The following is a 25,124-nucleotide window of genomic DNA, read 5'->3' as shown; positions in this document are numbered from 1 at the left end:
ACAAAGGTCGGGCCCGAGAGGGCTCGACCACGTGCCGAGAGGATAAGCCCTGATGATGGCCATCACAACGCTAAGAGCCACACGACCTGCGAAGTTTCAGCGGCGGCATACCGGCGGTGACCTGCCGAAGGGCACCCGGTGACCGGGTGCCCTTCGGGAGAAACGGTCATCAGTGACGGATCACGTGTCCTGCTTGGCGTGCTCCTCGACCTCGGTGTCGACCGCGGTGTGGTCCAGCTCGTGCAGCTGACCCTCGATGTAGGTCTTGAGACGACCGCGGTAGTCGCGCTCGAAGCCGCGCAGCTGCTCGATCTTGCGCTCCAGCACCGTGCGCTGCTCACCGAGCTCCGCAAGGATGGAGGCCTTGCGCTGCTGTGCCTCGTGGACCATGCCCGTGGAGCGCTCGCGGGCCTCGGTGATGAGCTCCTCACGCTTGCTCGTGGCCTCGGCGAGCATCGTGTCGTGCTGCGACTTCGCCGTCGTCACGAGCTCGTCGTGCTGCGCCTGGGCGGTGCTCACGAGCTCGTCGTGCCGGGCCTGCGCCGTGCTGATCAGCTCGTCGTGCTGCGACTGGCCACGGTTGACCAGCTCGTGGTGCTTGCTCTCGCCGGTGCTCAGCAGCTCGTCGTGCCGGGCCTGGGCCTCACGCACGAGCTCGTCACGACGGCTCTCGCCCGCGGACACGTGCTCGTCGTGGAGTCGCTGGGCCAGGGCGAGGACACCCGCTGCCGAACCGGAACCGACCGCGCCCGCTCCGGCGACCGCGGCAACCTCGGAACCCTGGTCGTCCTGCACCGCTCCCTGCGCGCTGGCGCGACGCTGCTGGGCCTTGGCCTCGGCCTGCTCGGCGTCCGCCTGCGCCTGCTGGATCCGGCGCTGGGCCTCGGCCTCGGCCTCTTCGACCCGGGCACGCAGGGTGGCGAGCTGCTCGTCGGCGTTGTCGTGGGCCTTGGCGTAGACGGCCTCGCGCTCCTGCTCGTTCTGCGCCGACGCGGCCTCGCGCTCGGCGCGCTCGCGATCACGCTCGGAGGCGATCGAGTCGCGCTCACCACGAAGGGCGTCGCGCTCAGCCACGAGCGAGTCGCGCTCAGCGGCGAGGGCATCGTGCTGGTCGCGGAGCTGGGCGATCTCACGGTCGGACTCGCCGAGCTGGTGCTCGAGGTCCTTGACCCGGTTCTCGAGCTCGGTGTTGCGCTGGGACAGGGCGTCGGCCTCGCCCTTGTCCTCGCTGGGCTGGCTCTTGCCCTCGAGCTCCTCGAGCTCGCGCACCCGGGCCTCGAGCTCGGAGTTGCGACCCTCGAGCTTGGAGATCTCGGCGGAGCGGTCGGGCACGACGGCGGCCGGTGCCGGCATGGCAGCGGTGACGGGCTCGAGGCCGCGGCCCTGACGGCAGTCGTTGAGCTGGTTGCGCACCTCGTCGTCGGCCTTGGCCATGCGACGCATCTCGGCGACGATGTCATCGAGGAAGTCATCGACCTCGCGCTCGTCGTAGCCGCGTCGGAACTGGGTGGTCGTGAACGTCTTGTTGAGGACATCCTCGGGCGACAACGCCATGTCCACTCCTCTGTGTCAGTCGGTTCGGGGACGCCGTGCGTCACGAAGGACACACGGCTCAGCGATCCAGACTAGAGGATGTAGATCAGGAGGTAGAGCGCGAGGACCAGAACGAGGAACGCCAGGTCGATCGAGGCCCCGCCGAGGCGCAGTGGCGGGATGACCTTCCGCAGGGCGTTCAGTGGCGGATCGGTCAGGGTGTAGACCGCTTCGGCGATGACGAGCATCACTCCGCGCGGCCGCCAGTCACGGGCGAACACTCGAATCCAGTCCAGGATGAGGCGCCCGAAGACCACCATCAGGTAGAGCCAGACGATGAATTCGAGCAGGGCACGCACGGTGTTCATGCGGACCAGTGTGCGGGACCGGGCTGTGTCCGGAGCGCGGCGGGGTCAGCTCTGGTTGAAGAGCGTGCGACCGGGGACGGCGCCGGACTCCTCGGCGTGGACCTCGACGGTCGACGGCGAGAGCAGGAAGACCTTGGCGGTGACCCGCTCGATCGCCCCATGGAGACCGAAGACGAGCCCTGCGGCGAAGTCGACGAGGCGCTTGGCGTCGGCGTCGTCCATGTCGGTGAGGTTCATGATGACGGGCGTGCCGTCACGGAAGTTCTCGCCGATCGTCTTGGCCTCGTTGTAGGTGCGCGGGTGAATCGTCGTGATCCGTGACATGCCCGTGGCCTCCGGTGTGCGCACGACCTGCGCGACGCTGCGTCGGTTGGCCAGGGGCGTGACCTCGGCGGCCCGCTCCCGTGGCTCCCTGGTCTCCTCCGAGTCGAGGCCCTCGTCGGTGTCGTACTCGTCGTAGGCGTCGTCGTAGTAACGGCCCTCGTCCTCGGCCAGGCCGAGATAGACCATCGTCTTGCGCAGCGCGCCAGCCATGAGAGCTCCTCGTACGAATCGGCGACCGGTGTGGTCAGTGGTTCGTCGACGAAGTTACCCAAGTGAGGGGCGAGAACCGAGTATTGCCGTCCCGACACGCAGGTGTGTCGCTCCCTCACCGACGGCGGCCTCGAGATCGCCGCTCATCCCGGCCGAGATCCACGTGGCATCCGGATGACCTGCCCGTATGCCGTGTGCCACCTCCCGCAGTCGGGCGAAGGCCGCCCTCGGGTCACCTTCGCGAGGTGCCACGGCCATGACCCCCCGCAGGCTGAGGCAGCGGGACGCCGCCACGAGGTCAGCGAGCGCCGCGACGTCGTCCGCTGCGACTCCCGCGCGGCCGGGGGCCTCGTCGAGCGCCACCTGGAGGAGGACGTCCACCCGCCGGTCGGCGCGCTGAGCCGCACGGTCCAAAGCCGTGACGAGCTTGGCCCGGTCGACGGACTGCACCACGTCGGCGTAGGTCGCGACGTGGCCGGCCTTGTTGGACTGGAGCTGACCGACGAAGTGCACCATGATGTCGTCCCGGTGCGACAGCTCCGCGACCTTGGCGCTGGCCTCCTGGTCCTTGTTCTCACCGATGTGCCGGACGCCCAGGTCGGCCAGCAGGTCGACGTCACTGGCCGGGAAGTACTTCGTCACGACGACGAGCTCGATCTGCGAGGCATCGCGCCCGGCCGCCCCGGCCGCGCCTGCGATGCGCTCGTGGACCCTCGCCAGGTTGGCCGCGAGCTCGGCCCGGCGCCCGGTCATGGGGCACCTCTCACGATGACACCCGCGAACCGGCCGGTCGTGCCGTTGCGACGGTAGGAGAACAGGGACTCGTCCTCGCGCGCGCAACCCGGGACCCAGCTGATCTCGTCCACGCCAGCTCCTCGCAGCTGGGCGACGACACCGGCGGCGACGTCGATGGCCGGCGTGCCCGTCCACGACACCGCTCGCGCCTCCGGTGCCACGGCCGCGGCGTCCTCACGCATGGTCAGCGGCACTTCGTAGCAGCGGCCACAGACGCTGGGGCCGACCACTGCCGCGATGTCGGTCGCACCAAGACCCGCCATGGCCGCGATCGCCCGGGGCACAACGTTCTTGGTCATGCCGGGGCGCCCCGCGTGGACGGCACCGACGACGCCGGCCGCCTCGTCCGACAGCAGGACGGGTGTGCAGTCCGCCACGAGCACGGCGAGTGCGAGTCCCGGCGTCGCGGTGACGACCCCGTCGACGACGAGCGGGCCATCGGGCCGCTCGGTGATCACGGCGACATCTGCGCCGTGGCACTGGTCCATGAAGACGAGGTGGTCGAGGTCCACGCCCAGCGAAAGCGCCACCCGAGCTCGGTTCTCCCGCACCGCTTCCGGCGCATCGCCCACGTGACCACCCAGGTTGAGGCCGGCATACGCACCCACGCTCACGCCGTCCAAGCGGTCGGTGAAGGCACGGCGGATCCCGCCCACGTCGTCACGCCAGAAGAACACGTCACCACCGTAGACGCGACGAGGGCGACCGGTGGAACCGGTCGCCCTCGTCGTGATCCCCGCTCAGACACTCACTTCAGGAAGTCGGGCACGTCCAGATCGTCGCCGTCGTCGAAGGTCACGGTGCGTGGCGGGGTCGGGCGCTGCTCCCCCTCGGCGCTGCGCTGCACGGGCGCTCCCTCCGTCGCCGGGCGAACCGGCTCACCGGTGGGGGCGACCGGCGCAGACGTGCCGGGGGCGGACTGGCGGTGCGTCTCACCCTGGGTCGCGGGACGCAGGCCCGGCTGGCCCTGCTGCGCCTGGCCCTGCTGCCCCTGCTGGAACTGGTGCTGCTGGCCTGAGGACTGCTGCGCTGCTGCGGCCTGCTGGGTCTTGCTCGGCCCCTGGATGCTGCCGATGCCGCGCTCGTCCGGACGCTTGACCGGAGTGCCCCCGTCGAAGCCGGCCGCGATGACGGTCACGCGCACCTCGTCGCCGAGGGCGTCGTCGATGACTGCACCGAAGATGATGTTGGCCTCCGGGTGCGCGGCCTCCTGCACGAGACGGGCGGCCTCGTTGATCTCGAAGAGGCCGAGGTCGCTGCCACCCTGGATCGAGAGGAGCACCCCGTGCGCCCCGTCGATGCTCGCCTCGAGGAGCGGGCTCGAGATGGCGAGCTCTGCCGCCTGGACGGCGCGGTCCTCGCCGCGGGCCGAACCGATGCCCATGAGCGCGGAGCCGGCCCCCTGCATGACCGACTTGACGTCGGCGAAGTCGAGGTTGATCAGGCCCGGGGTCGTGATGAGGTCGGTGATGCCCTGGACACCCGAGAGCAGCACCTGGTCGGCGCTGCGGAAGGCGTCGAGCATCGAGACGGCACGGTCGCTGATCGAGAGCAGACGGTCGTTGGGGATGACGATGAGGGTGTCGACCTCTTCGCGCAGACCGGCGATGCCCGACTCGGCCTGGTTGGCGCGGCGGCGACCCTCGAAGGTGAACGGCCGGGTGACGACGCCGATCGTCAACGCTCCGAGGCCTCGGGCGATACGCGCGACGACGGGCGCACCACCCGTGCCTGTGCCACCACCTTCACCGGCAGTCACGAAGACCATGTCGGCCCCCTTGAGGACCTCCTCGATCTCCTCGGCGTGGTCCTCGGCGGCCTTCTTGCCGACCTCGGGGTCGGCGCCGGCGCCGAGCCCGCGGGTCAGCTCGCGGCCGACGTCGAGCTTGACGTCGGCATCGCTCATGAGCAGTGCCTGCGCATCGGTGTTGATCGCGATGAACTCAACACCCTTGAGCCCGACCTCGATCATCCGGTTGATGGCGTTGACACCACCGCCACCGATGCCGACGACCTTGATGACGGCCAAGTAGTTCTGGGGTGTTGCCACGGTGAGGGCCTCTCCTGAGATGTGCTGGGGTGCTCGTGCTGGTGGTGCGACGTGCCGGTTAGGTCGTCACAAGGCTGGTGCTGCCGGCCCCTGAGTCTGAACCTCAGGTCAAGGGTCACAGTTTGATTCCGAACCGTTGGCCTGACGCTAGGCGCCGGTGCGGTGTCATGCAACGAGCGCAAGGGCGTGTCGCGGGCGGGTCCGACGATTGTTCCTCACCCACGTCACTTGCGTCACACCACCCCCATCTTCCCCACATCGCGCGACCGAAGACCGGCAGGACCTGAGGCGAGCGACGTGCGCGGCGGGTCAGCGGGTGACGGGGGTGTCCGGGGCGCTGACGTCGATGGTGCCGGGCTTGGTCGGCAGGAGCGCCCGAAGGATCTCGAGCTTGCGCTCCGCCTGGTCGGCGCCACCCCAGACCACCCGGATGCCCGCCAGGTTGAAGGACACGAGGTTCGCGGTGCTGACCTGGATGGCCGTGACCCGCTGGGTGAGGTCGGTGGGGAGCGTCTGGATCACCGAGAGCGCTGCCTCCAGAGCTTCCTTGGTCGTCCCCTTCGTCGACGCGGCAGAGACGACGGGGATGCCGGCCGGTGGTGACGCCACCGTGTCGTAGGAGACGCCCGTAGCATCCACAACCTCAAGTTGACCCTGAGGGTTTTTGAGCACCAGCGCCGGCTGGCGCGCGACCACGCTGACGCGCAGGGTGCCGGGCCAGCCGCGCTCGACGGACACCTCGGCGATGGTCCGACGGGAGCGGACCCTCTCCTCGACGTCGTCGAGGTCCACCAGGGCCAAGGGAGTGCCACGGTCGACGCCGACGAGCGAGGCCACCGCCGTCCGGTCGGCCCCGGTCACGCCGGCCACCTGGATCGAGCGCACCGCGAAGACCGGGCTCCAGAAGGTGAGCCACACGCCCGCCGACACGACCAGGACGGCGAGCACCGTCCAGAGGACGCGGCGCCAGGGACGACGGCGGCGAGCGAGCGCTCGCTCACGGAAGCGCGAGTCGGCCGAAGCCAGCCCGCGCGCCGAGATCTCCACGCCGCTCACGGCGATTCCAACCTGTCGAGGACGAGAGCGGCGAGGTCGGTGACGTCACCGGCGCCCACGGTGAGGACGAGGTCGCCGGAGGCAGAGGCGGCGGCCAGTGCACGGGCCACGTCGTCGAAGGTCCCACCGACGGTGACGGTGCGCGCACCGGGCAGGGCGCGCAGGGGCGCGGCGATGAGGTCGCTCGTCACTCCCTCCATGGGTTGCTCGCGGGCTCCGTAGACATCGAGGAGGGCGACGGTGTCGGCCGGCGCGAGACCGGCCGCGAACCCCTCGGCGAAGTCACGGGTGCGGGAGTAGAGGTGGGGTTGGAAGGCGACGTGCAGCCGCCCACCCCGGCGCTCAGCGATCTCGGCCGCCGTGCGGACGACCGCCGCGACCTTGCCGACGTTGTGGGCGTAGTCGTCGACGACGGTCACTCCCCCGACCTCACCGCGCACCTCGAAGCGGCGGCGCGCCCCGTCGAAGCCGGCGAGACCCTCGAGGACCAGCGTCTCGTCGGCCGCGAAGCCGGCGGTCGCTGCGAGGTATGCCGCGGCGGCGTTGAGGGCGTTGTGCGGACCCGGCGTCGCGAGGCGCAGGTGCGCCGTGGTGCCGTCGGCCAGCTGCAGGGTCGTCGTCGTGCCGATGCCCTCGTCATCGGGACGGTGGTCGGCGAGCGTGAGGTCCGCCGACGCAGCAAAGCCATAGGTGAGGACACGAGTGCCCGACGACGCTGCGCGAGCAGCCAGGCGTGCCGACCCTGGGTCGTCGGCGCAGGCCACGAGCAGGCCCCCCGGTCGGATCGAGGCGACGAAGTCCGCATAGGCCGCCTCCACGTTGTCGTAGGTGCCGTAGAAGTCGAGGTGGTCCGGCTGCACGTTGGTGACGACGGCGACCTCGGGGCCATAGACGAGGAAGGACCCATCGCTCTCGTCGGCCTCGACGACGAAGAGATCACCGCCCGTCCACGCCGCGTTGGTGCCCTGCCCCGTGAGCTCCCCCCCGGACGCGAAGGACGGGTCGAGCCCGGCCCGCTGCAGCGCGACCGTGAGCATCGATGTCGTCGTCGTCTTGCCGTTGGCCCCGGCGACGGCGACAGGTCTCGAGTCGTGCATCGTGGCGGCCAGGCCCTGGGAGCGGTGCAGCACGAGCCGGCCGGACCCTCGGGCGGCGGCGAGCTCGACGTTGGTCTCGGGGATCGCCGACGAGATGACGACGGTGTCGGCATCGGCCACGTGGGCCAGGTCGTGTCCGACGAAGACGTGCGCACCCAGCCCGCGCAGCGTCTCGAGGACGGGGCTGTCCCTGGCGTCGGACCCGCTCACGACGACGCCGCGCGCGAGCATGAGGCGAGCGACGGCGGACATGCCCGCACCGCCGATGGCGATGAGGTGGACGCGGCCGAGAGTGTCGAGCCCGGGGACCTCAGCGGTGAAGTCGAACCGGGGGCTGGGTGACTCCACCGTCAGCCCTTCCCGGACGCGGCATCGGCGACGAGGTCGGCCAGCAGCTCGTCACCGTCGCGCTCGCCCACGGACGCTGCGGCTGCTGCCATCTCGGCGAGTGCCGGCGCGTCCCGCAGCAGCGGGACGAGCGTGGTCTCGATCCAGGTCGTGGTGAGGTCGGCGTCGTCGACGACGAGACCTCCCCCCGCCGCCACGACGGCACGCGCGTTGAGGCTCTGCTCACCGTTGCCGATGGGCAGGGGGACATAGGCCGCCGGGAGCCCGACGGCCGTGAGCTCGCACACCGTGTTGGCTCCGGAGCGCGCCACGACGATGTCGGCAGCGGCATACGCCAGCTCCATGTGGTCGGCGTAAGGGACGACGACATAGGGTGCGCCGGCACCATCGGACGCGACGGGGAACTCCTTGCCGGCACCGGTCACGTGCAGGACCTGGACGCCCGCCGCCCCCAGGAAACCGACGGCCCCGTGGAAGGCCTCGTTGATCCGCTGCGCACCGAGCGAGCCTCCGGTGACGAGGACCGTCGGCCACTGCGGGTCGAGGCCGAAGTGCGCGAGCGCCTCGGCCCGACGGGCCTTGCGGTCGAGCAGCGCGATCTCGCGCCGCAGCGGCATACCCGTCACGGTCGCACCGGGCAACGCCGTGTCCGGGAAGGTGACGGCGACGTGCTTGGCGAAGCGGGAGCCGAGCTTGTTGGCCAGGCCCGGGCGGGCGTTCTGCTCATGGACGACGACCGGTATGCCGCGTCGCCGCGCGGCGAGGTAGGCCGGCGTCGACACGTAGCCACCGAAGCCGACGACCACCTGCGCCTCTGCGGAGCTCATGGCGTCGTCCGCGGCCTGGATGGCTCGACGCAGCGAACCCGGAAGGCGCAGCAACGCGGCCGAGGGCTTGCGCGGCATCGGCACCTTGGGGATGACCTCGAGGTCGTAGCCGCGGGCCGGGACGAGTCGCGCCTCGAGGCCTTCGGCCGTGCCGAGGGCCGTGATGCGGACGTCGGGCTCACGCCGCCGCAGGCAGTCGGCGAGGGCGAGGAGCGGGGAGACGTGCCCGGCCGTGCCCCCGCCCGCGAGGACGACCGAGCTCAAGGACACCGACGTCCCGGTCATGACCGCGACCCTCGTCTCGGCAGAACGGCGAAGGAGCGCTTGAGCAGGGACGGGCGCGCGGCGAGAGCCTTGGCGCACCCCGGCTCGGCGCGCGCGAAGGAGAGGAGGATGCCGAGCGCGAGCATGGTCGTCACGAGGGAGGACCCACCCGAGGAGACGAACGGCAGGGGCACGCCGATGACCGGGAGCAGCCCGATGACGGACCCGACGTTGATCATGGCCTGGACGACGATCCAGCTCATGATGCCGGCCGTGGCGATGCGCACGAAGAAGTCGGAGCTCCGCATCACGAGGCGGTAGCAGGCCAGGGCCAGGACGACGAAGAGGGCGAGCACCATGATCGTGCCGGGCAGGCCCAGCTCCTCGCCGATGATGGCGAAGATGAAGTCGTTGTGCGGCTCGGAGAGCCACTCCCACTTCTCCCGGGACTGCCCCAGGCCCACCCCGGTCCACCCGCCGTCGGCGAGGGCGTAGCGCCCGTGGATCGACTGCCGCGCCATGCCGGTGGGGTCGGTGTCACGGCCGAGCCAGACGTCGAAGCGGCCGAGCCGGTTGGGGCTCGTGACGACGAAGGCCACGGCCATGGCCGCGAACCCCGCTGCCGACAGCGCGAACCACCGACCCGGGACGCCGGCGGTGAACATCGTGCCGCCGACCACCGCCGACAGGATGAGGACCGTGCCGAGGTCGTGCCCGAGGAGGACGAGACCGATCGCCAGCATCGCGAGGGGGAAGACGAAGGGGACGAGGGCGTGACCGACCCGGTTGAGCCGCTTGCGCTTGGCCGACAGGATGAGGCCGCCGCTGAGCGCCAGGCCCACCTTGAGCAGCTCGGAGGGCTGCATCGTGAAGACCTTGAAGTCCAGCCAGTTGCGGTTGCCCTTGACGTCGAACCCGAGGGGCGTGAAGACCAGCACCTGCAGGACGAGTGCCGCGCCGACCAGGGGCAGCGCCAGCCTCTTCCAGGTCGCCACGGACAGGCGCGACGCGACGATCAGGGCCACCCCACCGATGATGGCGAAGACGAGCTGGCTGATGAAGATCGAGTAGGCCGTGCCGGAGTCGGTCGCGTTGAGCGAGGTGACCGTCGAGGCGGAGAGCACCATGATGAGGCCGAAGCCGACGAGGATCGAGGTGACACCGGCCAGGACGTAGTACGTCGTGACGGGCCGGTCGAGCCGCTCGAGCCACTCGCCGACGCCGAGGCCGCGGCCGGTCCTCGCCGAGCTCTTGGATTCCTTGACGGAACCGGTCGTGCTGCTCACGCGCTCACTCCCCCGAAGCAGCGCGGCGGAGCACCGCCTCGGCGAAGGCGTCTCCGCGTGCGCCGTAGTTGTCGAACATGTCCATCGACGCGGCCGCCGGCGCGAGCAGCACGACGTCGCCCGGCTGAGCGAGCGACGCGGCCTGCGAGACGACGCGATCCATGGCTCCAGTGTCCGTGTCGGCGACGTCGACGACGGGGACATCGGGCGCGTGTCGGACGAGCGCGTCGGCGATCAGCGCGCGGTCGCGACCGATGAGCACCACCCCCCGCAGACGAGGAGCGGCGGTGCGCACGAGGTCGTCGACGTCGGCACCCTTGAGCAGCCCTCCGGCGACCCAGACGACCTGCTCGTATGCCGTGAGCGAGGCTGCCGCTGCATGCGGGTTGGTTGCCTTGGAGTCGTCGACGTAGCGCACGTCGGCCAGGGTGGCGACGTGGGCGATGCGGTGGGCCTCGGGCCGGAAGGCGCGCAGTCCCGCGCGCACGGCAGCGGGCTCGACCCCGTGGGCCCGGGCCAGCGCCGCTGCGGCGAGGGCGTTGGTGACGAGGTGGGGCGCCACGTCCGGCGCGTCTCCGCGCAGGTCCTCGACCGTCGCAAGCTCGGCCGCGGCGTGACGCCGCTGCTCGACGAAGGCGCGGTCGGCGAGGACGTCACCCACGAGCCCGAGCATCGACGGGGCCGGAGTGCCGAGGGTGAAGCCGACGGCGCGGCACCCGTCCTGGACCTCGGCGTCCTCGACGAGGCGTTCGGTCTGGGGGTCGTCGACGTTGTAGATGCAGGCGACCTGCGTGCCGGAGTAGACCTTGCCCTTCGCGGCGAGGTAGTCGGCATAGGTGCCGTGCCAGTCGACGTGGTCGGGCGCGACGTTGAGGCACACCGAGGCCTGCGGCCGGATCGAGTCCGACCAGTGCAGCTGGAAGCTCGAGAGCTCGACGGCGATGGCGTCGAAGGGCTGCGGGTCCATGATCGCCTCGAGGATCGGCGTGCCGACGTTGCCGGCGCTGATCGCCCGCTTGCCCGCGGCCCTCAGGATCGAGGTGAGCATCTGGACCGTCGTCGTCTTGCCGTTGGTCCCGGTGACGGTGAGCCACGGCGCCGCCCCCTCGAGGGGGCGCATCCGCCAGGCGAGCTCGACCTCGCCCCAGATCGCGACACCCGCCTCCGCGGCGGCGGCGAGCAGCGGCTGGGTCGGTGCCCATCCCGGGGAGGTGACGACGAGGTCGACGGGCTCGGACGGCATACCGGAGACGTGTTCGGGTCCGAACCGGAGCTCCGCGTCGAGGACCTCGAGGATGCGCGCCCGCTCGACCATGGCCGGCGAGGAGTCGGCTGGTGAGCCGTCGACGACCACGACGTGGGCGCCCCTCTCCAGCAACGCATCCGCGGCGGCGAAGCCACTGACACCGAGGCCCGCGACGAGTACCCGCAGCCCGGCCCAGTCGGCCTCGCGGTGGGTGAGCTCGGAGAGCCTGGGCAGCCGGTTCGACTCACTGTCGGTCATGCAGCGCCCACGACCCATTCGGCATAGAAGAGGCCCAGGCCCAGGGCGACGAAGAGACCGGCGATGATCCAGAACCGGATGACGATGGTCACCTCCTGCCAGCCTAGGAGCTCGAAGTGGTGCTGCAGCGGCGCCATCCGGAACACCCGTCTGCCCGTCGCCTTGAACGAGGCCACCTGGATGATCACCGAGAGGGTGATGGTGACGAAGAGGCCACCGAGGATGACGACGAGGAACTCGGTGCGGGTGACGATCGCCAGGCCGGCGAGCAGGCCCCCGAGGGCCAGCGATCCCGTGTCGCCCATGAAGATCTTGGCCGGCGAGGCGTTCCACCAGAGGAAGCCGAAGCACGCGCCCATGGCGGCCGCCGCGACGATGGCGATGTCGAGCGGGTCGCGCACCTCGTAGCACTTGATGCCGACGCCGGCGTCGGTCTGGCAGTTCTGGTTGAACTGCCAGATCCCGATGAGGACGTAGGCAGCGAAGGTCATCACCGACGCGCCGGTGGCCAGGCCGTCGAGGCCGTCGGTGAGGTTCACGCCGTTGCTCGTGCCGGCGATGATGACGTTGGCGAAGAGGATGAAGAGGAGCACCCCGACGATCGTCCCCGCGAAGGCGAGGTCGAGGTTGGTGTCGCGGACGAACGAGATCTTCGTCGAGGCGGGGGTGCGACCCGAGTCGTTGGGGAACTGCAGGGCGAGGATCGCGAAGATCACGGCCACGGCGGTCTGGCCGGCGAGCTTCTGCTTGGACCGGAGCCCGAGGCTGCGCTGCCTGCTGATCTTGATGTAGTCGTCGAGGAAGCCGACGAGCCCGAGGCCCGCCATGAGGAAGAGCACGAGGACACCGCTCCAGCTCGGCGCCGTCCAGAAGACGAGGTGCGCCATGGCGTAGGCCGACAGGGTCGCGCCGACGATGACGGCGCCCCCCATGGTCGGGGTCCCGCGCTTGGTGTGGTGCGACGTGGGTCCGTCGTCGCGGATGAACTGGCCGTAGCCCTGCTTCACGAGCCACTTGATGAACATGGGGGTGCCGAAGAGCGCGACGATCAGGCTGACCACCGCGGCGACGAGCACGGCCTTCACTGGGGGTCCTCCTGGGTGGTGCGGGCATCGGTCGTCCGTGGGACGGAGGTGAGTCTGTCTCCGAGCCACCGTAGACCCGCATCTCGGCTCGACTTGAACAACACGACGTCGCTCGGGACGACTTCTGCAAGGAGCAGCGCCTCGGCGGCGGCAGCGTCGGGCACCCATCGGATCCGGGTGCCCTCGACGGGCGCGATGTCGGCCATCGGGCGGGCGGTCTCGCCGACGACGACGAGCTCGTCGACACCTCGGCGCTGCGCCTCGGCGCCGACCTCGGCGTGGTCCCTGTCGGACTCGTCACCGAGCTCGAGCATCGAGCCTAGGACGGCCCAGGTGCGCCGCCCCTCCCCCATGGACTCGAGCGCCGCGAGGGCGGCACGCATCGAGTCGGGGTTGGCGTTGTAGGCGTCGTTGACGACGGTCACCCCGTCGGGGCGTTCGGTGACCTCCATGCGCCAGCGGCTGACGATGCCGGCTTCGGCGATCGACGTGGTCGCCGCCCGGAGGGGTATGCCGCATTCCAGGGCGACCGCGAGCACGGCCAGGGCGTTGCCCACGTGGTGCCGACCGACGAGGCGCAGCGCGACCGCGGCCTCACCTGCAGGGGTGATGGCTCGGAAGCTCGCGCGGCCGTCGTTGCCCACGGTGACGTCCTCGGCGCGGATGTCTGCGTCGTCCGCCTCGCCGACGAGCACCACGCGCGCATCGGTGCGGTCGGCCATGGCTCGCACGACCGGGTCGTCGGCGTTGAGGACGGCGACGCCCTCGCTGGGCAGGGCCTGCACCAGCTCGGCCTTGGCCGTGGCGATGGCCTCGCGTGAGCCGAACTCGCCGACGTGGGCGGTGCCGACGTTGAGGACGACACCGATGCGGGGCGGTGCGATGCGGGTGAGGTAGTCGATGTGGCCGATGCCCCGGGCGCCCATCTCGACGACGAGGAACCTCGTCTCCGATGTGACCCGGGTGACGGTGAGCGGCACCCCGACCTCGGAGTTGTAGGAGCCGACCGGTGCGACCGTCGGGGCGGCGGCAGCCAGGACCGTGCCGAGCAGGTCCTTGGTGCTCGTCTTGCCGGACGATCCCGTGATGCCGATGACGGTGAGGTCGGTGGCTCGCTCGAGCACGGCGCGCGAGATGGCGACGAAGGCGGCCTGGACGTCGGCGACGACGACGCAGGGAAGCTCCTGCACGGGGCGGCTCGTGAGCGCAGCGACGGCCCCGTTGTCCCGGGCCGCAGCGACGAACTGGTGGCCGTCCATGGCCTCGCCGATGCGCGCGACGTAGAGACTGCCGGACTCCGCCTCGCGCGAGTCGGTGACGACGGCCCCGGTGATGACGGGTTGCTCGGCAGAGTCTGTGGGGCCACGGAGCGTGCCGCCGGTGAGGGCGGCGATCTCGACCAGGGAGAGAGCGATCAAGACGACACACCCCTGTCCTCGAGCGCGGCGCGCAGCTCGTCGCGGTCGTCGAACGGATGGATGACCCCGGCGATCTCCTGACCGGTCTCATGACCCTTGCCGACGACCGCGACGACAGACCCCGGACCCCCCTCGCGGGCGAGGCGGACGGCTTGGCGGATGGCGTCCCGGCGTCCGGCGACCTCGACGAGGAGGGACGACGAGTCGAGGGACCGCGCACCCTCGAGCACGGCGGCACGAATCTGCGCCGCGTCCTCGCCACGCGGGTTGTCGTCGGTGATGACCACGACGTCGGCCGTGCCGGCGGCCGCGCGACCCATGCCGTGGCGCTTGCCGCGGTCACGGTCTCCGCCCGCCCCCAGCACGACGACCAGGCGTCCGGCCGTGGACGGGCGCAGGGCAGCCAGCGCGGCCTCGACCGCGTCGGGGGTGTGGGCGTAGTCGACGACCGCGAGCAGACCGTCGTCCGCGGAGTCGCCGGAGGCGATGACCTTCTCCATCCGACCGGGGACGTGCGGGTCGGTGAGGATCGCACGTCCGACGGCGTCGGTGTCCTCGCCGAGGAGCAGCAGGGCCACCGCGGCCATGGCCGTGTTGGCCACATTGAAGTCCCCGGGGAGGGCCGAGCGCAGGTCGAGCTCGATGTCCCTGCCGCGCAACAGGAATCGCGCCGGCTCGCGGGCGTCGACGCTCACCCTCCAGTCAGCCGACTGGTCCTCGGAAGTCGTCAGCGTCGTCACCGGGACGGCCGACTCCTGAGCCAGACGGCGGCCCCAGCCGTCGTCGACACAGACCAGCGCCCGCGCCGACCGCTGGGGCGTGAACAGCTGCGCCTTGGCGGAGAAGTAGTCCTCCATGTCGGCGTGGAAGTCGAGGTGGTCCTGCGAGAGGTTCGTGAAGAGGGCGAGGTCGTAGACCACGCCGTCGACGCGGTGCTGGCTCAGCGCGTGGCTGGAGACCTCCATGACGCAGGTGTCCGTGTCGCGCTCCTCCATCACCGCGAGGATGGAGTGGAGATCGGTCGACTCCGGCGTGGTGCGCACGCTCTTGATCCGCTCGTCCCCGATGCGGGTCTCGACCGTGCCGATGAGCCCCGTCCGGTGACCGAGGACGTCGAGGGCGCTGGCCACGAGGTAGGCCGTCGTCGTCTTGCCGTTGGTGCCCGTGATCCCGACCATCGTGAGCCCCTGGTCGGTCGTGCCGTAGATCCTGGCGGCGATCGAACCGAGGACCGACCGAGGGTCCTCCACGGCGACCACCGGCAGGTCGACGCCGTCTGCGCGCAGGCGCTCCAGGCCGGCCGCGTCGGTGAGCACGGCAACCGCGCCCGCCTCGGACGCCTGCGCCGCGAAGTCGGCGCCGTGGGCTGTCGAGCCGGGCAGAGCGGCATACAGGTCGCCGGGTCGCACGGCGCGCGAGTCGAGCGTCACCCCGGTGACGAAGAGGTCATCGGCGTCGATCCAGTCATCCGTGGAGGCGCCGACGAGCAGCGCGAGGTCACGCAGGCTCGAGCTGGTCAGGGAGGCGGGTCGGGGTGCAGACACGACCAGTCAGACTACTTGCCGCGACTGCGTGGTCTGTCCCGCAGCGTGTCGGGGTCCGACGCGGCCTCCTGCGGTGTGACCGAGATCTGGATGGGCGCCTTGGTCGTGCCCGTCGGCGGGATCTTGAGCTCCTGCAGCGCATAGGTCATGACGTCGTGGAAGACGGGACCCGAGACCGTGCCGCCATAGATGCTGGCGTTGGGTCGCTGGATGATGACGGCCACGACGATCTCGGGGTCGTCGGCGGGGGCGTAGCCGATGAAGCTCGCCGTCATGCCGCTGTACCTGCCCAGGCTGGGGTCGTAGAAGTCGGCGGTGCCCGTCTTGCCGGCGACGCGGTAGCCGGGGATCTGCGCCTGCGGGGCCGTGCCCTCCCTGGAGACCGCACCCTCCAGCATGGCGTTGACCTGGGTCGCGGTCGCCTCGGAGATGACCCGGGTACCGGGCTTCCTGGGAGCCTTGGTGAGGGTGCCGTGGGCGTCCTTCGTCCCCTGGATGAGGCTCGGAGTCATGCGCATCCCGCCGTTGGCGATGGTCTGGAAGACCGAGGCGGCCTGGATGGCGGTCACCGACAGGCCCTGTCCGAACATCACCGTCGAGCGCTGGGTGCCGCTCCACTTCTCGGACGGCGCGAGGAGGCCGGCGGACTCGCCCGGGAAGCCCATGCCGGACTTCGACCCGAGGCCGAACTTGCGGTAGTACTCCTCCAGGCGCTTGGGCTCAAGGGTCTCGCCGATGAGGATGGTGCCGATGTTGCTCGACTCGGCGAGCGCGCCCGCGACCGTGCGGTGGAGCGTCGGGTGGTCGTGGCTGTCCTTGAAGGAGACGTCGAAGCGCTTCATCCGGTTCGGGATGACGACCGGCTGGTCCGGGGTGACCCGCTTGTCCTCGAGGGCTGCCGCCACGGTCATGACCTTGGCGGTGGACCCGGGCTCGAAGACGTCGTTGAGGGCCTTGTTGACCAGACTCCCCTTGGCGCGGCCGATGTCGTTGGGGTCGTAGGTCGGGTAGGACGCCAGGGCGAGGATCTCGCTGGTCCTGGCGTTCATGACGACGGCGGTCCCGGACTGGCCACCCATCTTGGCCATCTGCTGGGCGATGGCGTTCTGGGCGTACCACTGGATGTTGGAGTTCACCGTGAGGGTGACGTCCCCACCGTCGACGGCCGCGACACCGCCCTGTCGACCACCGGGGATCTTGGAGCCGTTGGGGGCCTTCTCGAAGATCGAGTGGCCCGGTGTGCCCTTGAGCGCCTCGTCCATCATCGACTCGAGCCCACCACCGGCAGCCCCGTCGTTGGTGACGAAGCCGACGAGGGAGGCGGAGTTCGGGCCCTGTGGGTAGACCCGCTCGGGCACGGCCTCGGCCGAGTCCTTGTAGATCCCCGGGATGCCGAGCTTGGCGATCTTGCGCCAGGTCAGCGGGCTCACCTTGCGGTCGAGGACCTGGTAGCGACCGGCGCCGCCCAGCTTCGAGCGCAGGTCGTCGACGCTGCGACCGAGCAGGGGTGACAGCGCCGTGGCGGCGAGGTCGACGGCGGCTGCGCTCGTCGCGGGGCTGCACGCCTTCTTGTCCTTCTGCTGGTAGGTGCAGACGGCCGTCGGGTCCGCGACGACGGTCTCGCGGGCCCGGCTGGACGCGAGCACGACACCGTCGGAGGACAGGATCTTGCCGCGCAGGGCGGGGATCTGGACCTTCTCGGTGCGCTGCTCGAGCGCCTCCGCGGCAACGGCCGACGAGTCGAAGCCCTGGATGCGGAGCAGCTGGGCGGCGAAGATGCTGAAGACGAACAGGGTGGCCACGGTCAGTCCGCGCATGCGGCGGCGCGGGTTGCCGGGAGGCTTGGGGGGCCGTGCGGGTCCCCTCCGAGCAGCAGGGCGGCGCGCGGGTGCCGTGTTGCGGGGCTTGCGCGGCCCGGCCTGGCGACCGGTCGACTGCGCCTTGGACGACGCGGCGACCCTGGGCGACGGCGCGCCCTTGGCCGCAGACGTGCCCCTGGCCGCGGACGCGCGCTTGGGCGGTGGCTGCCGCTTGCCGACGGGCCGGCCGGACGGGACGCGACCCGACGACGCAGCGGAGCGGCGAGGGTCGCGTCCCCGCGACGGAGGCTGCGGCGGCGTCCGCGGGGTCACGGAGTCGAGGTGGCGGTGGGACGAGCCGCCCGGCTCGGTGAGGTCGAGGCATTGGGTGCGGCCGACGGCTCGGGCCCGGCCGACGGCTCGGCGTCGGCCGACCCCGCCTTCGACCTGCGCGTGGACGTCGTCGAGCTCGTCACCCCGGTGCGCGAGTCGACGCTCGTGGTCGTGACCTCGATGTTGGCCCCCTTCGTCGTCGTCACCTTCGTCGTCGTCACCGTGCCCACCGTCTTGACCGTGGTCCGCGGAGTCGTGGAGGGGCGGGCGGCTTCGGCTGCCGAGTTGCCCTGTGTAGCAACAGTAAATTTCTTCTTGGCGTCAGCCGGGACCGCCACGCCGAGGACCTTGCCGTCACTGAGGCGGAGGAAGGCTGCGCTGGTGGACGGCACCATGCCCATGTCGATCGCCCGCTGGGCGAGCACGGCCGGCGCGCTCTGCGCGTCGATCGCGTGACTGAGCTCCTCCTCGGCCGCGGCGAGCTCGTTGGACGTGTCCTGGAGGTCGCCGAGGACGAAGGAGCCCTTGGCCATGGCCGTGTTGAGCATGAGCACGCCGAGTAGGCCTGCGACGAGCAGGGCGAGGCAGGCGGCCACGAACCCCGGCTGCCCCTGCTGCGGCTGCTCGCGCACGACCCTCAGTGGACGCGGGCGGGCGGTCCTCGGGGCGGTGCGAGGCGTGGAGCGGTTGAGTGGACGGGCCGCGGTCTGGGTCATCGCCGGGCTCCCTTCGTGAGACGAGTGCGTTCTGCGACCCGCAGTCGTGCCGACGCGGACCGGGGGTTCGTGGACTGCTCGCTCGCCGAGGGCTCCTCGGCGCCTCGAGTGAGCAGGCGAAGGTATGCCGCGTGCTCCGGGAGCTCGACGGGGATACCGGGAGGGGTGCTCGAGGTCGCTCCCGCGACGAGGGCGCGCTTGGTGATGCGGTCCTCCAGCGAGTGGTAGGAGAGGACGGCGATCCGCCCGCCGACGGCCAGCACGTCGATGGAGCCCACGACGGCGCGCTGCCAGGCGCCGAGCTCGTCGTTGACCTCGATGCGCAGGGCCTGGAAGGTGCGCTTGGCCGGGTGGCCACCGGTGCGCTGGGAAGCGGCCGGCACGGCGGTCCGCAGGAGCTCGACCAGGCGGGCCGACCGGGTGAACGGCTCGACCTCGCGCTCCCGGACGATCGCCGAGACGATGCGCTTGGCGAAGCGCTCCTCGCCGAAGTCCCGCAGGATCCGCAGGAGGTCGGCGGGCGCGTAGGTGTTGAGGACCTCGGCGGCGGTGATGCCGCTCCCCTGGTCCATGCGCATGTCGAGCGGTGCGTCCTGGGCGTAGGCGAAGCCACGGTCCGCCTCGTCGAGCTGGAGCGAGGAGACCCCGAGGTCGAAGAGCACGGCCTGGACCTCACGCAGGCCGAGGTCGGCCACGACGCCGCCGATCTCGTCATAGACGGCGTGCACGCCACGGAAGCGTTCTCCGAAGCCGGCCAGCCGCTCGCCCGCGAGCGCCAGCGCCTCCTCGTCACGGTCGATGCCGATGACGGTCGCCTCGGGGCAGGCCTCGAGGAAGGCCTGCGCGTGGCCCCCCATCCCGAGCGTGCCGTCGACAAGAACTGACCCCGGCGCGGAGAGGGCCGGGGCGAGGAGGTCGACGATGCGGTCGCGGAGCACGGGAACGTGCCGCTGTTCGGCGGCTCCCCGTGACGACATCTCGGACTCCTTCTGGTGGTGACGTGCTGTGGGCTGGGGTGGAGCTGGGGGTCGATCCGTCGGGTGGTGATCGCTCCCCCGGCTCCTGGTCCCCATCCGTCCGGGGCCCGGCACGGGGGAAGTCGTGTCGGGAGTCCGGTCGGCTGGAGGCCGGGAGCCGGGGTTGAGGTCACATGAGTCCGGGGATGACCTCCTCGGACTGCTCGGAGTAGGCCTGCTCGGTGCTGGCGAGGTAGGCGTTCCAGGCGTCGGTGTCCCAGACCTCGACCCGGGACCCGGTGCCGATGACGGTGCACTCGCGGGTGAGGCCGGCGTACTGGCGCAGGTGGGCCGGCACCGTCACGCGTCCCTGCTTGTCGGGGATCTCGTCGCTGGCTCCGGAGAGGAAGACGCGGATGTAGTCGCGGACCGCGCGGTTCGTGGTCGGCGCCTCCTGCATCTGCTGGGTCACCTTGGTGAACTCGTCCATCGGGAAGACATAGAGGCACCGCTCCTGCCCGCGGGTCACGACGAGGCCGGTCGAGAGGCGCTCCCGGAACTTCGCCGGGAGGAACAGGCGCCCCTTGTCGTCGAGGCGAGGCGTGTGCGTTCCGAGGAACACCGCGCTCACCTCCCCACTCCGTCTCGACCCCGGGGCGACACTTCTCTCCGGTTTCCCCCACTTTACTCCACCTCACTCCGAAATCAAGTCGTTATGAAGCTTCCAACCCCCTTTATTCGCAGGTCAGAGGCGGTGGTGCAAAGTGGGGCAGCTCGAGCGTGTCCGGCGCTGCGCGGGCAGCCGAACACCCGGCATACGCCGGTATGCCGCCCGCCCACCGCCCGCCCAACCTGCGAGCCCGCTGTGAACCCCGTATTTCACGCCCTGGCGCCTACCCGGGTGGGGCAATGTGGGGGAAGATCGAAACCCCGTTGCGCACGGCACGGGACCAGCCATTCCAGGAGCCACCGGTGTCGACACACGACGAGGTCCACCAGACCCACGAGCAGCGACGAGTGGACGGGAGCGCTCCGCGCACGGGAGCCGCACTGGACCAGGTCCTCCAGGTCGCCAGCTCGCTGCAGACCGCCATGAACACGGTCATCGAGGGCAAGCCGGCCGCCGTCCGCACCGCAGTCACGGCCCTGCTCGCCGAGGGCCACCTGCTCATCGAGGACGTGCCGGGAGTCGGCAAGACCATGCTGGCCAAGACCCTCGGCCGCTGCATCGACGCCTCGGTGCGACGCGTCCAGTTCACACCGGACCTCCTGCCCAGCGACATCACCGGCGTCAGCGTCTACAACCAGGACGTGCGGGACTTCGAGTTCCGCCCGGGCGCGATCTTCGCCAACGTCGTCGTCGGTGACGAGATCAACCGTGCGTCGCCCAAGACCCAGTCCGCGCTGCTCGAGTCGATGGAGGAGTCCCAGGTCACCGTCGACGGCACGACCTATGCCCTGCCGCGACCGTTCATGGTCCTCGCCACCCAGAACCCCATCGAGATGGAGGGCACCTACCCCCTCCCGGAGGCTCAGCGCGACCGCTTCATGGCACGCATCTCGATGGGCTACCCGTCGGCTCGCAGCGAGGTCGACATGCTCGACCAGCACGGAGGCCGGTCACCGCTCGACGACCTGCACCCGGTCACCGACGCGGCCACCGTCACGCAGATGATCGAGGCGGTGCGGTCGGTGCACGCCTCACAGGCCCTCAAGCAGTACGTCGTCGACGTCACACAGGCCACGCGGTCGAGCTCGGCCCTGCGCCTCGGTGCCTCGCCACGCGCGAGCCTGCACCTCCTGCGCGCGAGCCGGGCCCACGCCGCCCTCGCCGGGCGCGACCACGTCCTCCCGGACGACGTGCAGTCCATGACGATCCCCGTCCTCGCCCACCGCCTCATGCTCACGGGCGAGAGCCAGCTCGCGCACCGCTCGGCCGCGGACGTGCTCACGGACCTGCTCCAGCGCGTGCGCGTGCCGGCACCGACGCGCTGAGGAGGGGCGATGCGTCGGTTCCGTGACTCCCTGACGACGCGAGGAGCCGCCTTCCTCGCCTCGGGACTCGTGCTCGTCCTCGCGGGCCTCGCCCTCGGTCAGCACGACCTCAGCCGCATCGGGACGGCCCTCTGCGCACTGCCCGCGCTCGCGGGGCTCCTGGGTCGTCGCCACGACCTCGACCTCGTCGTCGACCGAGAGGCACGCCCCTCCCGGCTCACCATCGACGAGCCCGCGGTCGTCCAGATGACGATCTCCAACCCGTCACAGACCCGGTCGCCGCTGCTCTTCGCCGAAGAACACCTCGACTACTCGCTGGGCGATCGTCCGCGCTTCGTCATCCCGGCGCTGTCCTCGGGTGCCTCGACCCACGTGGAGTATGCCGTCCGCGCCCACGCCCGAGGTGCCCACCGCCTGGGGCCGCTGGGTGTGCGCGTCCAGGACCCCTTCGGGCTGACGATGCGCCACGCCTCGCTGAGCAGCCACGACGAACTGCTCGTCCTGCCCCGGATCATCAACCTCTCCGACGGACGAGCCCTCGGGCGCGGCCTCGGGGCCGAGGGGTCGGTCCCCCACCGTGTCGCACTGCACGGTGAGGACGACCAGTCCATCCGTGAGTACCGTGACGGCGACGACCTGCGCCGCATCCACTGGCCGGCAACCGCTCGCACCGGTGACCTCATGGTGCGACAGGAGGATCGGCCGGCCAAGCGACGGGCGGTCGTCATCCTCGACACGCGTGCCCGGGCGCACGGTGGCAAGGGACCCTCCAGCTCGCTCGAGTGGGCCGTGACGATGGCTGCCTCTGCCGTGACCCACCTTCTCCACCAGGGCTTCGCCGTGCACCTGCTCACCCCTGACGCGAGCCAGGAGTCCGGGGTGCGCGAGGACTCCGACCTCGACCCTGCCCTCGAGACGCTCGCCCGCACCGTCCCGACCGACGAGCCCGGGATCGGCGGCCTCCTGCACGCCGCCAGCGGAGCCACGGCGCAAGGTGGCCTCATCGTCGCCCTCGTCGGGGCCGTCGACGACGACGCCGCCCGAGCCCTGGCGTCACTGCGGCAGCCCGGTGGGCCCGGGCTGTCGTTCGTGATCGACGCAGCGGCCTTCCACGGGTCGGGTTCGGGTCGTCGCGCCGAGGACCTCGAGGCGGGCGCCACCACGGCCTCCCTCGCCGGAGCCGGCTGGTCGGTGCTGTCCGTTGCTCCCGGGCTCGAGGTGGCGGACGCGTGGGCGACCGTCGCCGGCTCGCGCAGCCTGGTCGGTGCGCGATGAACCGCGTCCGCCCGGTCGAGACCCTGCTCGCCTCCCTCGCCAGCTTCACCGTGGCGTTGCCGCTGCTCACCCTCTTCGACGCCAACACGTGGGTCCGCCCGGCCGTCGTCATCGTCGCCACCATCGCGCTCGTGGGCCTCGGTCTGCGAGCCCTCGTCCTGTCGGCCTGGGCGGTGATCCTCGGGCAGCTCTTCGCCGGGTTCCTCGCCGTCTCCTGGATGCACGGTCAGGGTCACCTCTACGGCGGAGTGCTCCCCGGCCCGGACACGGTCACATCGCTCGGCATCCTCCTGGGCGAGGCCGGCCAGACCGTCATGGCCTTCTCGGTGCCGGTGCCCACGGAGCGCGGGATCGTCGTGGCCATCACCATCCTCATCGGCGCGACGGCCCTCGTCGTCGACGCGGTCGCGGTGACCCTGCGCTCACCCGCCCTCGCCGGTCTCGCGCTGCTCACGGCATACCTCGTCTCCGCCACGAACTCCGGTGACGGACTCTCGTGGAGATACTTCGTGCTGCCTGTGGGGTTCTGGCTCGCCCTCCTCGCGGCCCAGGGCATCGGCACGGTCCGCCGATGGAGCACTGCGGTGCCGCGCGGCCAGGACGGCGAGGACCACGACCCGGTGCTCGGTGTCGCCGGCACGGCCCGGCTCCTCGGTGCCGGCACCCTGGCCCTCGCGGTCGTGGTGCCCATGGTCGTGCCACACCTGCCGACGACCTTCCTCGCCGACGGGCTCGGCCGCGCCGACAACTCCCGCGGTGGTGGAGCCATCACGCTCAACACCACCGTCGACCTGCGCCGGTCGCTGGAGGACCAGTCGCAGTCCCCCGTCATCACCTACAAGACGACGTCGAGCGCGCCCGACCCACTGCGGGTCGGGATCCTCACGGACTACCGGGGTGGCGAGTGGAGCACTCGCTTCAACACCAACCGACCCCTCGCCGGGGGCCCACAGTTTCCCGACGCCGATCCCTCGGTGGAGCGGACCACCGTCGAGGTCACGGTCGAGGAGAATCGGCTCCAGGCGCCCCAGATCGCGCTGCCCACACCGCTGCTCAACGTCGACGTCGGCGAGGTGGCCCTGCGGACCAACTTCGCCGGCAGCATCGCTGTCGACCGGAACGTCGAGGAGTACACCGCGACCTACGGCCAGCTCGCGCCCGAGGCGAGCAACTTCTCCAGCGAGGGGCAGCGCCCACGTGGGTGGGACGAGGGCGTCTACAACGAGCTCGACGGCGAGAGCCTCAGCCGGCTCACGGAGCTCGTCGACAGCGTCGTGCCCTCGGACGCCACCCCCCTCGAGACCGCCCGGCTCCTCCAGGCCCACTTCCGCAGCACCCAGTACACCTACTCCCTGCAGCTCCCGACTCCGACCGACCCCGTCTCGGGCCGCACGATGATGTCGGACCCCCTGTCGAACTTCCTCGTGTCGCGCACCGGCTACTGCGTGCAGTTCGCGTCGGCGTTCATCATGGCGGCGCGCGTCAAGGGCATCCCCGCGCGGATGGCGATCGGCTTCCTGCCCGGCACCTTCTCCAACGGCTCCTACACCGTCCGATCCGCGGACGCCCACGCGTGGCCCGAGCTGTGGTTCCCCGACCTCGGCTGGACGCGCTTCGAGCCGACGCCCGGCGTGCGCACCGGAGGCGCCCCCGTCTACAGCCTCATCCCCTCCGAGTCGAACCCCTCGGCATCGGCGACGCCGACACCGACCGCGGCCACACCCACACCGTCGGCATCGCAACGCCCGGACGGCGACCCCGGCGTCGTGGACGACACCACCACCGCGTCCAGGGGTCCGCTCACCTGGCTCGGCGACCACGCGCTGACCCTGCTCGCCGCACTTGCGGTCGTCCTGTCACTCCTCCTGCTGCCCGTGGCGGCGTGGGTGCGGCGACGACGGCTCCGGGTCGCCGCCCGGGACGACGCCGAGCGGGTCGAGGCCGACTGGGCCTCACTCATCTCACGGCTCGGTGACATCGGCATCGCCCCTCCCGACGGCAGCACCCCACGTCAGGCGGGCGCCCGGCTCACCCACGACGCCATCCTGTCGGGCGAGTCCAAAGAGGCGATGGGCCGCATCGTGGCGACGGTCGAGCAGGCCCGCTATGCGCCCCCACGGACCCAGATCCCCGACGTCAGTGCCGACACCCACACGGTGTGGCGGGCCGCGGTCTCCGCCCGCCAACGCAGCGACCAGCTGCGCGCCTACCTCGCCCCCGGCGACGGCGTGCGTCAGTGGGCCGCCGCCAGGGATGCCGTGCTCGCGTGGCCCCGAGCTGCGTGGTCACGCCTTCGCCGCGACTGACGAACCCATTCCAGACGCACGTATGCCGCGCACCC

General features: G+C 71.0%; 20 protein-coding genes and 2 pseudogenes. 3 read left to right on the top strand and 19 right to left on the bottom strand.

Annotated elements, in window-relative coordinates; translation table 11 throughout:
• Positions 1-180: 180 nt before the first annotated feature.
• The 19 genes and pseudogenes from ACFQW8_RS18170 to mraZ all read right to left on the bottom strand — a co-directional run.
• Positions 181-357, bottom strand: a pseudogene (locus ACFQW8_RS18170) (DivIVA domain-containing protein); the annotation flags it as partial.
• A 1,092-nt stretch (positions 358-1,449) separates the two neighbouring features.
• Positions 1,450-1,554: pseudogene (locus ACFQW8_RS18165) on the bottom strand (DivIVA domain-containing protein); the annotation flags it as partial.
• Positions 1,555-1,625: 71 nt separating this feature from the next.
• Positions 1,626-1,901: a YggT family protein gene (locus ACFQW8_RS15185; RefSeq protein ID WP_380088845.1), complete on the bottom strand. Its 276-nt coding sequence runs from the start codon at positions 1,899-1,901 to the stop codon at positions 1,626-1,628.
• Between the two features lie 45 nt (positions 1,902-1,946).
• Positions 1,947-2,435, bottom strand: coding sequence for a cell division protein SepF (locus ACFQW8_RS15180; protein WP_380088843.1), 489 nt, complete (start codon positions 2,433-2,435; stop codon positions 1,947-1,949).
• A 54-nt stretch (positions 2,436-2,489) separates the two neighbouring features.
• Positions 2,490-3,188 carry a YggS family pyridoxal phosphate-dependent enzyme gene (locus ACFQW8_RS15175; protein WP_380088841.1) on the bottom strand — a complete coding sequence of 233 codons (699 nt, stop codon included), beginning with the start codon at positions 3,186-3,188 and terminating at the stop codon, positions 2,490-2,492.
• Positions 3,185-3,907, bottom strand: a complete 723-nt coding sequence (pgeF, locus tag ACFQW8_RS15170; protein WP_380088839.1) for a peptidoglycan editing factor PgeF — start codon at positions 3,905-3,907, stop codon at positions 3,185-3,187. The genes ACFQW8_RS15175 and pgeF overlap by 4 nt, the downstream gene beginning before the upstream one ends.
• A 71-nt stretch (positions 3,908-3,978) precedes the next feature.
• Positions 3,979-5,280, bottom strand: coding sequence for a cell division protein FtsZ (gene ftsZ / locus ACFQW8_RS15165; RefSeq protein WP_380088837.1), 1,302 nt, complete (start codon positions 5,278-5,280; stop codon positions 3,979-3,981).
• 309 nt (positions 5,281-5,589) lie between these two features.
• Positions 5,590-6,336: a cell division protein FtsQ/DivIB gene (locus ACFQW8_RS15160; RefSeq protein ID WP_380088836.1), complete on the bottom strand. Its 747-nt coding sequence runs from the start codon at positions 6,334-6,336 to the stop codon at positions 5,590-5,592.
• Positions 6,333-7,781 (bottom strand): UDP-N-acetylmuramate--L-alanine ligase, encoded by a 1,449-nt coding sequence (gene murC / locus ACFQW8_RS15155; protein ID WP_380088835.1) that lies wholly within the window; start codon positions 7,779-7,781, stop codon positions 6,333-6,335. Before murC ends, ACFQW8_RS15160 begins: the two co-directional genes overlap by 4 nt.
• A 2-nt stretch (positions 7,782-7,783) precedes the next feature.
• Entirely contained in the window at positions 7,784-8,893 is a 1,110-nt protein-coding gene (gene murG / locus ACFQW8_RS15150; protein ID WP_380088833.1) for an undecaprenyldiphospho-muramoylpentapeptide beta-N-acetylglucosaminyltransferase, read from the bottom strand.
• Positions 8,890-10,158: a putative lipid II flippase FtsW gene (ftsW, locus tag ACFQW8_RS15145; RefSeq protein ID WP_380088831.1), complete on the bottom strand. Its 1,269-nt coding sequence runs from the start codon at positions 10,156-10,158 to the stop codon at positions 8,890-8,892. The genes murG and ftsW overlap by 4 nt, the downstream gene beginning before the upstream one ends.
• 4 nt (positions 10,159-10,162) lie before the next feature.
• A complete protein-coding gene (murD, locus tag ACFQW8_RS15140) occupies positions 10,163-11,680 on the bottom strand; it encodes a UDP-N-acetylmuramoyl-L-alanine--D-glutamate ligase (RefSeq protein ID WP_380088829.1) in 1,518 nt (505 codons plus the stop codon).
• Positions 11,659-12,747 carry a phospho-N-acetylmuramoyl-pentapeptide-transferase gene (gene mraY / locus ACFQW8_RS15135; protein ID WP_380088828.1) on the bottom strand — a complete coding sequence of 363 codons (1,089 nt, stop codon included), beginning with the start codon at positions 12,745-12,747 and terminating at the stop codon, positions 11,659-11,661. The genes murD and mraY overlap by 22 nt, the downstream gene beginning before the upstream one ends.
• Complete coding sequence (locus ACFQW8_RS15130) at positions 12,744-14,165, bottom strand: UDP-N-acetylmuramoyl-tripeptide--D-alanyl-D-alanine ligase (RefSeq protein ID WP_380088826.1); 1,422 nt, start codon at positions 14,163-14,165, stop codon at positions 12,744-12,746. The genes mraY and ACFQW8_RS15130 overlap by 4 nt, the downstream gene beginning before the upstream one ends.
• Positions 14,162-15,709, bottom strand: a complete 1,548-nt coding sequence (locus ACFQW8_RS15125; protein ID WP_380088824.1) for a UDP-N-acetylmuramoyl-L-alanyl-D-glutamate--2,6-diaminopimelate ligase — start codon at positions 15,707-15,709, stop codon at positions 14,162-14,164. Before ACFQW8_RS15125 ends, ACFQW8_RS15130 begins: the two co-directional genes overlap by 4 nt.
• Positions 15,710-15,720: 11 nt before the next feature.
• On the bottom strand, positions 15,721-17,841 hold the full coding sequence (locus ACFQW8_RS15120; RefSeq protein ID WP_380088822.1) for a peptidoglycan D,D-transpeptidase FtsI family protein: 2,121 nt from the start codon (positions 17,839-17,841) through the stop codon (positions 15,721-15,723).
• A complete protein-coding gene (locus tag ACFQW8_RS15115) occupies positions 17,838-18,473 on the bottom strand; it encodes a hypothetical protein (protein ID WP_380088820.1) in 636 nt (211 codons plus the stop codon). Before ACFQW8_RS15115 ends, ACFQW8_RS15120 begins: the two co-directional genes overlap by 4 nt.
• Positions 18,474-18,553: 80 nt before the next feature.
• Positions 18,554-19,534: a 16S rRNA (cytosine(1402)-N(4))-methyltransferase RsmH gene (gene rsmH, locus ACFQW8_RS15110; protein ID WP_380088818.1), complete on the bottom strand. Its 981-nt coding sequence runs from the start codon at positions 19,532-19,534 to the stop codon at positions 18,554-18,556.
• Between the two features lie 169 nt (positions 19,535-19,703).
• Entirely contained in the window at positions 19,704-20,135 is a 432-nt protein-coding gene (gene mraZ, locus ACFQW8_RS15105; RefSeq protein WP_380088817.1) for a division/cell wall cluster transcriptional repressor MraZ, read from the bottom strand.
• Positions 20,136-20,422: 287 nt separating this feature from the next.
• On the opposite strand from mraZ, the gene ACFQW8_RS15100 reads away from it, so the two are divergent.
• From ACFQW8_RS15100 to ACFQW8_RS15090, 3 genes are read left to right on the top strand one after another with little or no spacing between them, the layout of a single operon-like run.
• Positions 20,423-21,508, top strand: coding sequence for an AAA family ATPase (locus ACFQW8_RS15100; protein ID WP_380088814.1), 1,086 nt, complete (start codon positions 20,423-20,425; stop codon positions 21,506-21,508).
• A gap of 9 nt (positions 21,509-21,517) precedes the next feature.
• The gene (locus ACFQW8_RS15095) at positions 21,518-22,783 is read left to right on the top strand and encodes a DUF58 domain-containing protein (protein ID WP_380088812.1); all 1,266 of its coding nucleotides are present in this window, start codon (positions 21,518-21,520) and stop codon (positions 22,781-22,783) included.
• Positions 22,780-25,089, top strand: a complete 2,310-nt coding sequence (locus tag ACFQW8_RS15090) for a transglutaminase TgpA family protein (protein WP_380088810.1) — start codon at positions 22,780-22,782, stop codon at positions 25,087-25,089. Before ACFQW8_RS15095 ends, ACFQW8_RS15090 begins: the two co-directional genes overlap by 4 nt.
• Positions 25,090-25,124 lie beyond the last annotated feature (35 nt).

The organism is Knoellia altitudinis (assembly GCF_042666355.1).
Lineage (GTDB): Bacteria > Actinomycetota > Actinomycetes > Actinomycetales > Dermatophilaceae > Knoellia > Knoellia altitudinis.
This window is presented reverse-complemented; position numbering and strand designations above follow the sequence as displayed.

Bases quoted from the DNA above. Each gene is read 5' to 3' on its own strand.
- ACFQW8_RS15185 (WP_380088845.1), bottom strand. From the start codon at position 1,901: ATGAACACCGTGCGTGCCCTGCTCGAATTCATCGTCTGGCTCTACCTG.
- ACFQW8_RS15180 (WP_380088843.1), bottom strand. From the start codon at position 2,435: ATGGCTGGCGCGCTGCGCAAGACGATGGTCTATCTCGGCCTGGCCGAG.
- ACFQW8_RS15175 (WP_380088841.1), bottom strand. From the start codon at position 3,188: ATGACCGGGCGCCGGGCCGAGCTCGCGGCCAACCTGGCGAGGGTCCAC.
- murG (WP_380088833.1), bottom strand. From the start codon at position 8,893: ATGACCGGGACGTCGGTGTCCTTGAGCTCGGTCGTCCTCGCGGGCGGG.
- murD (WP_380088829.1), bottom strand. From the start codon at position 11,680: ATGGGTCGTGGGCGCTGCATGACCGACAGTGAGTCGAACCGGCTGCCC.
- rsmH (WP_380088818.1), bottom strand. From the start codon at position 19,534: ATGTCGTCACGGGGAGCCGCCGAACAGCGGCACGTTCCCGTGCTCCGC.
- ACFQW8_RS15100 (WP_380088814.1), top strand. From the start codon at position 20,423: ATGTGGGGGAAGATCGAAACCCCGTTGCGCACGGCACGGGACCAGCCA.
- ACFQW8_RS15095 (WP_380088812.1), top strand. From the start codon at position 21,518: ATGCGTCGGTTCCGTGACTCCCTGACGACGCGAGGAGCCGCCTTCCTC.
- ACFQW8_RS15090 (WP_380088810.1), top strand. From the start codon at position 22,780: ATGAACCGCGTCCGCCCGGTCGAGACCCTGCTCGCCTCCCTCGCCAGC.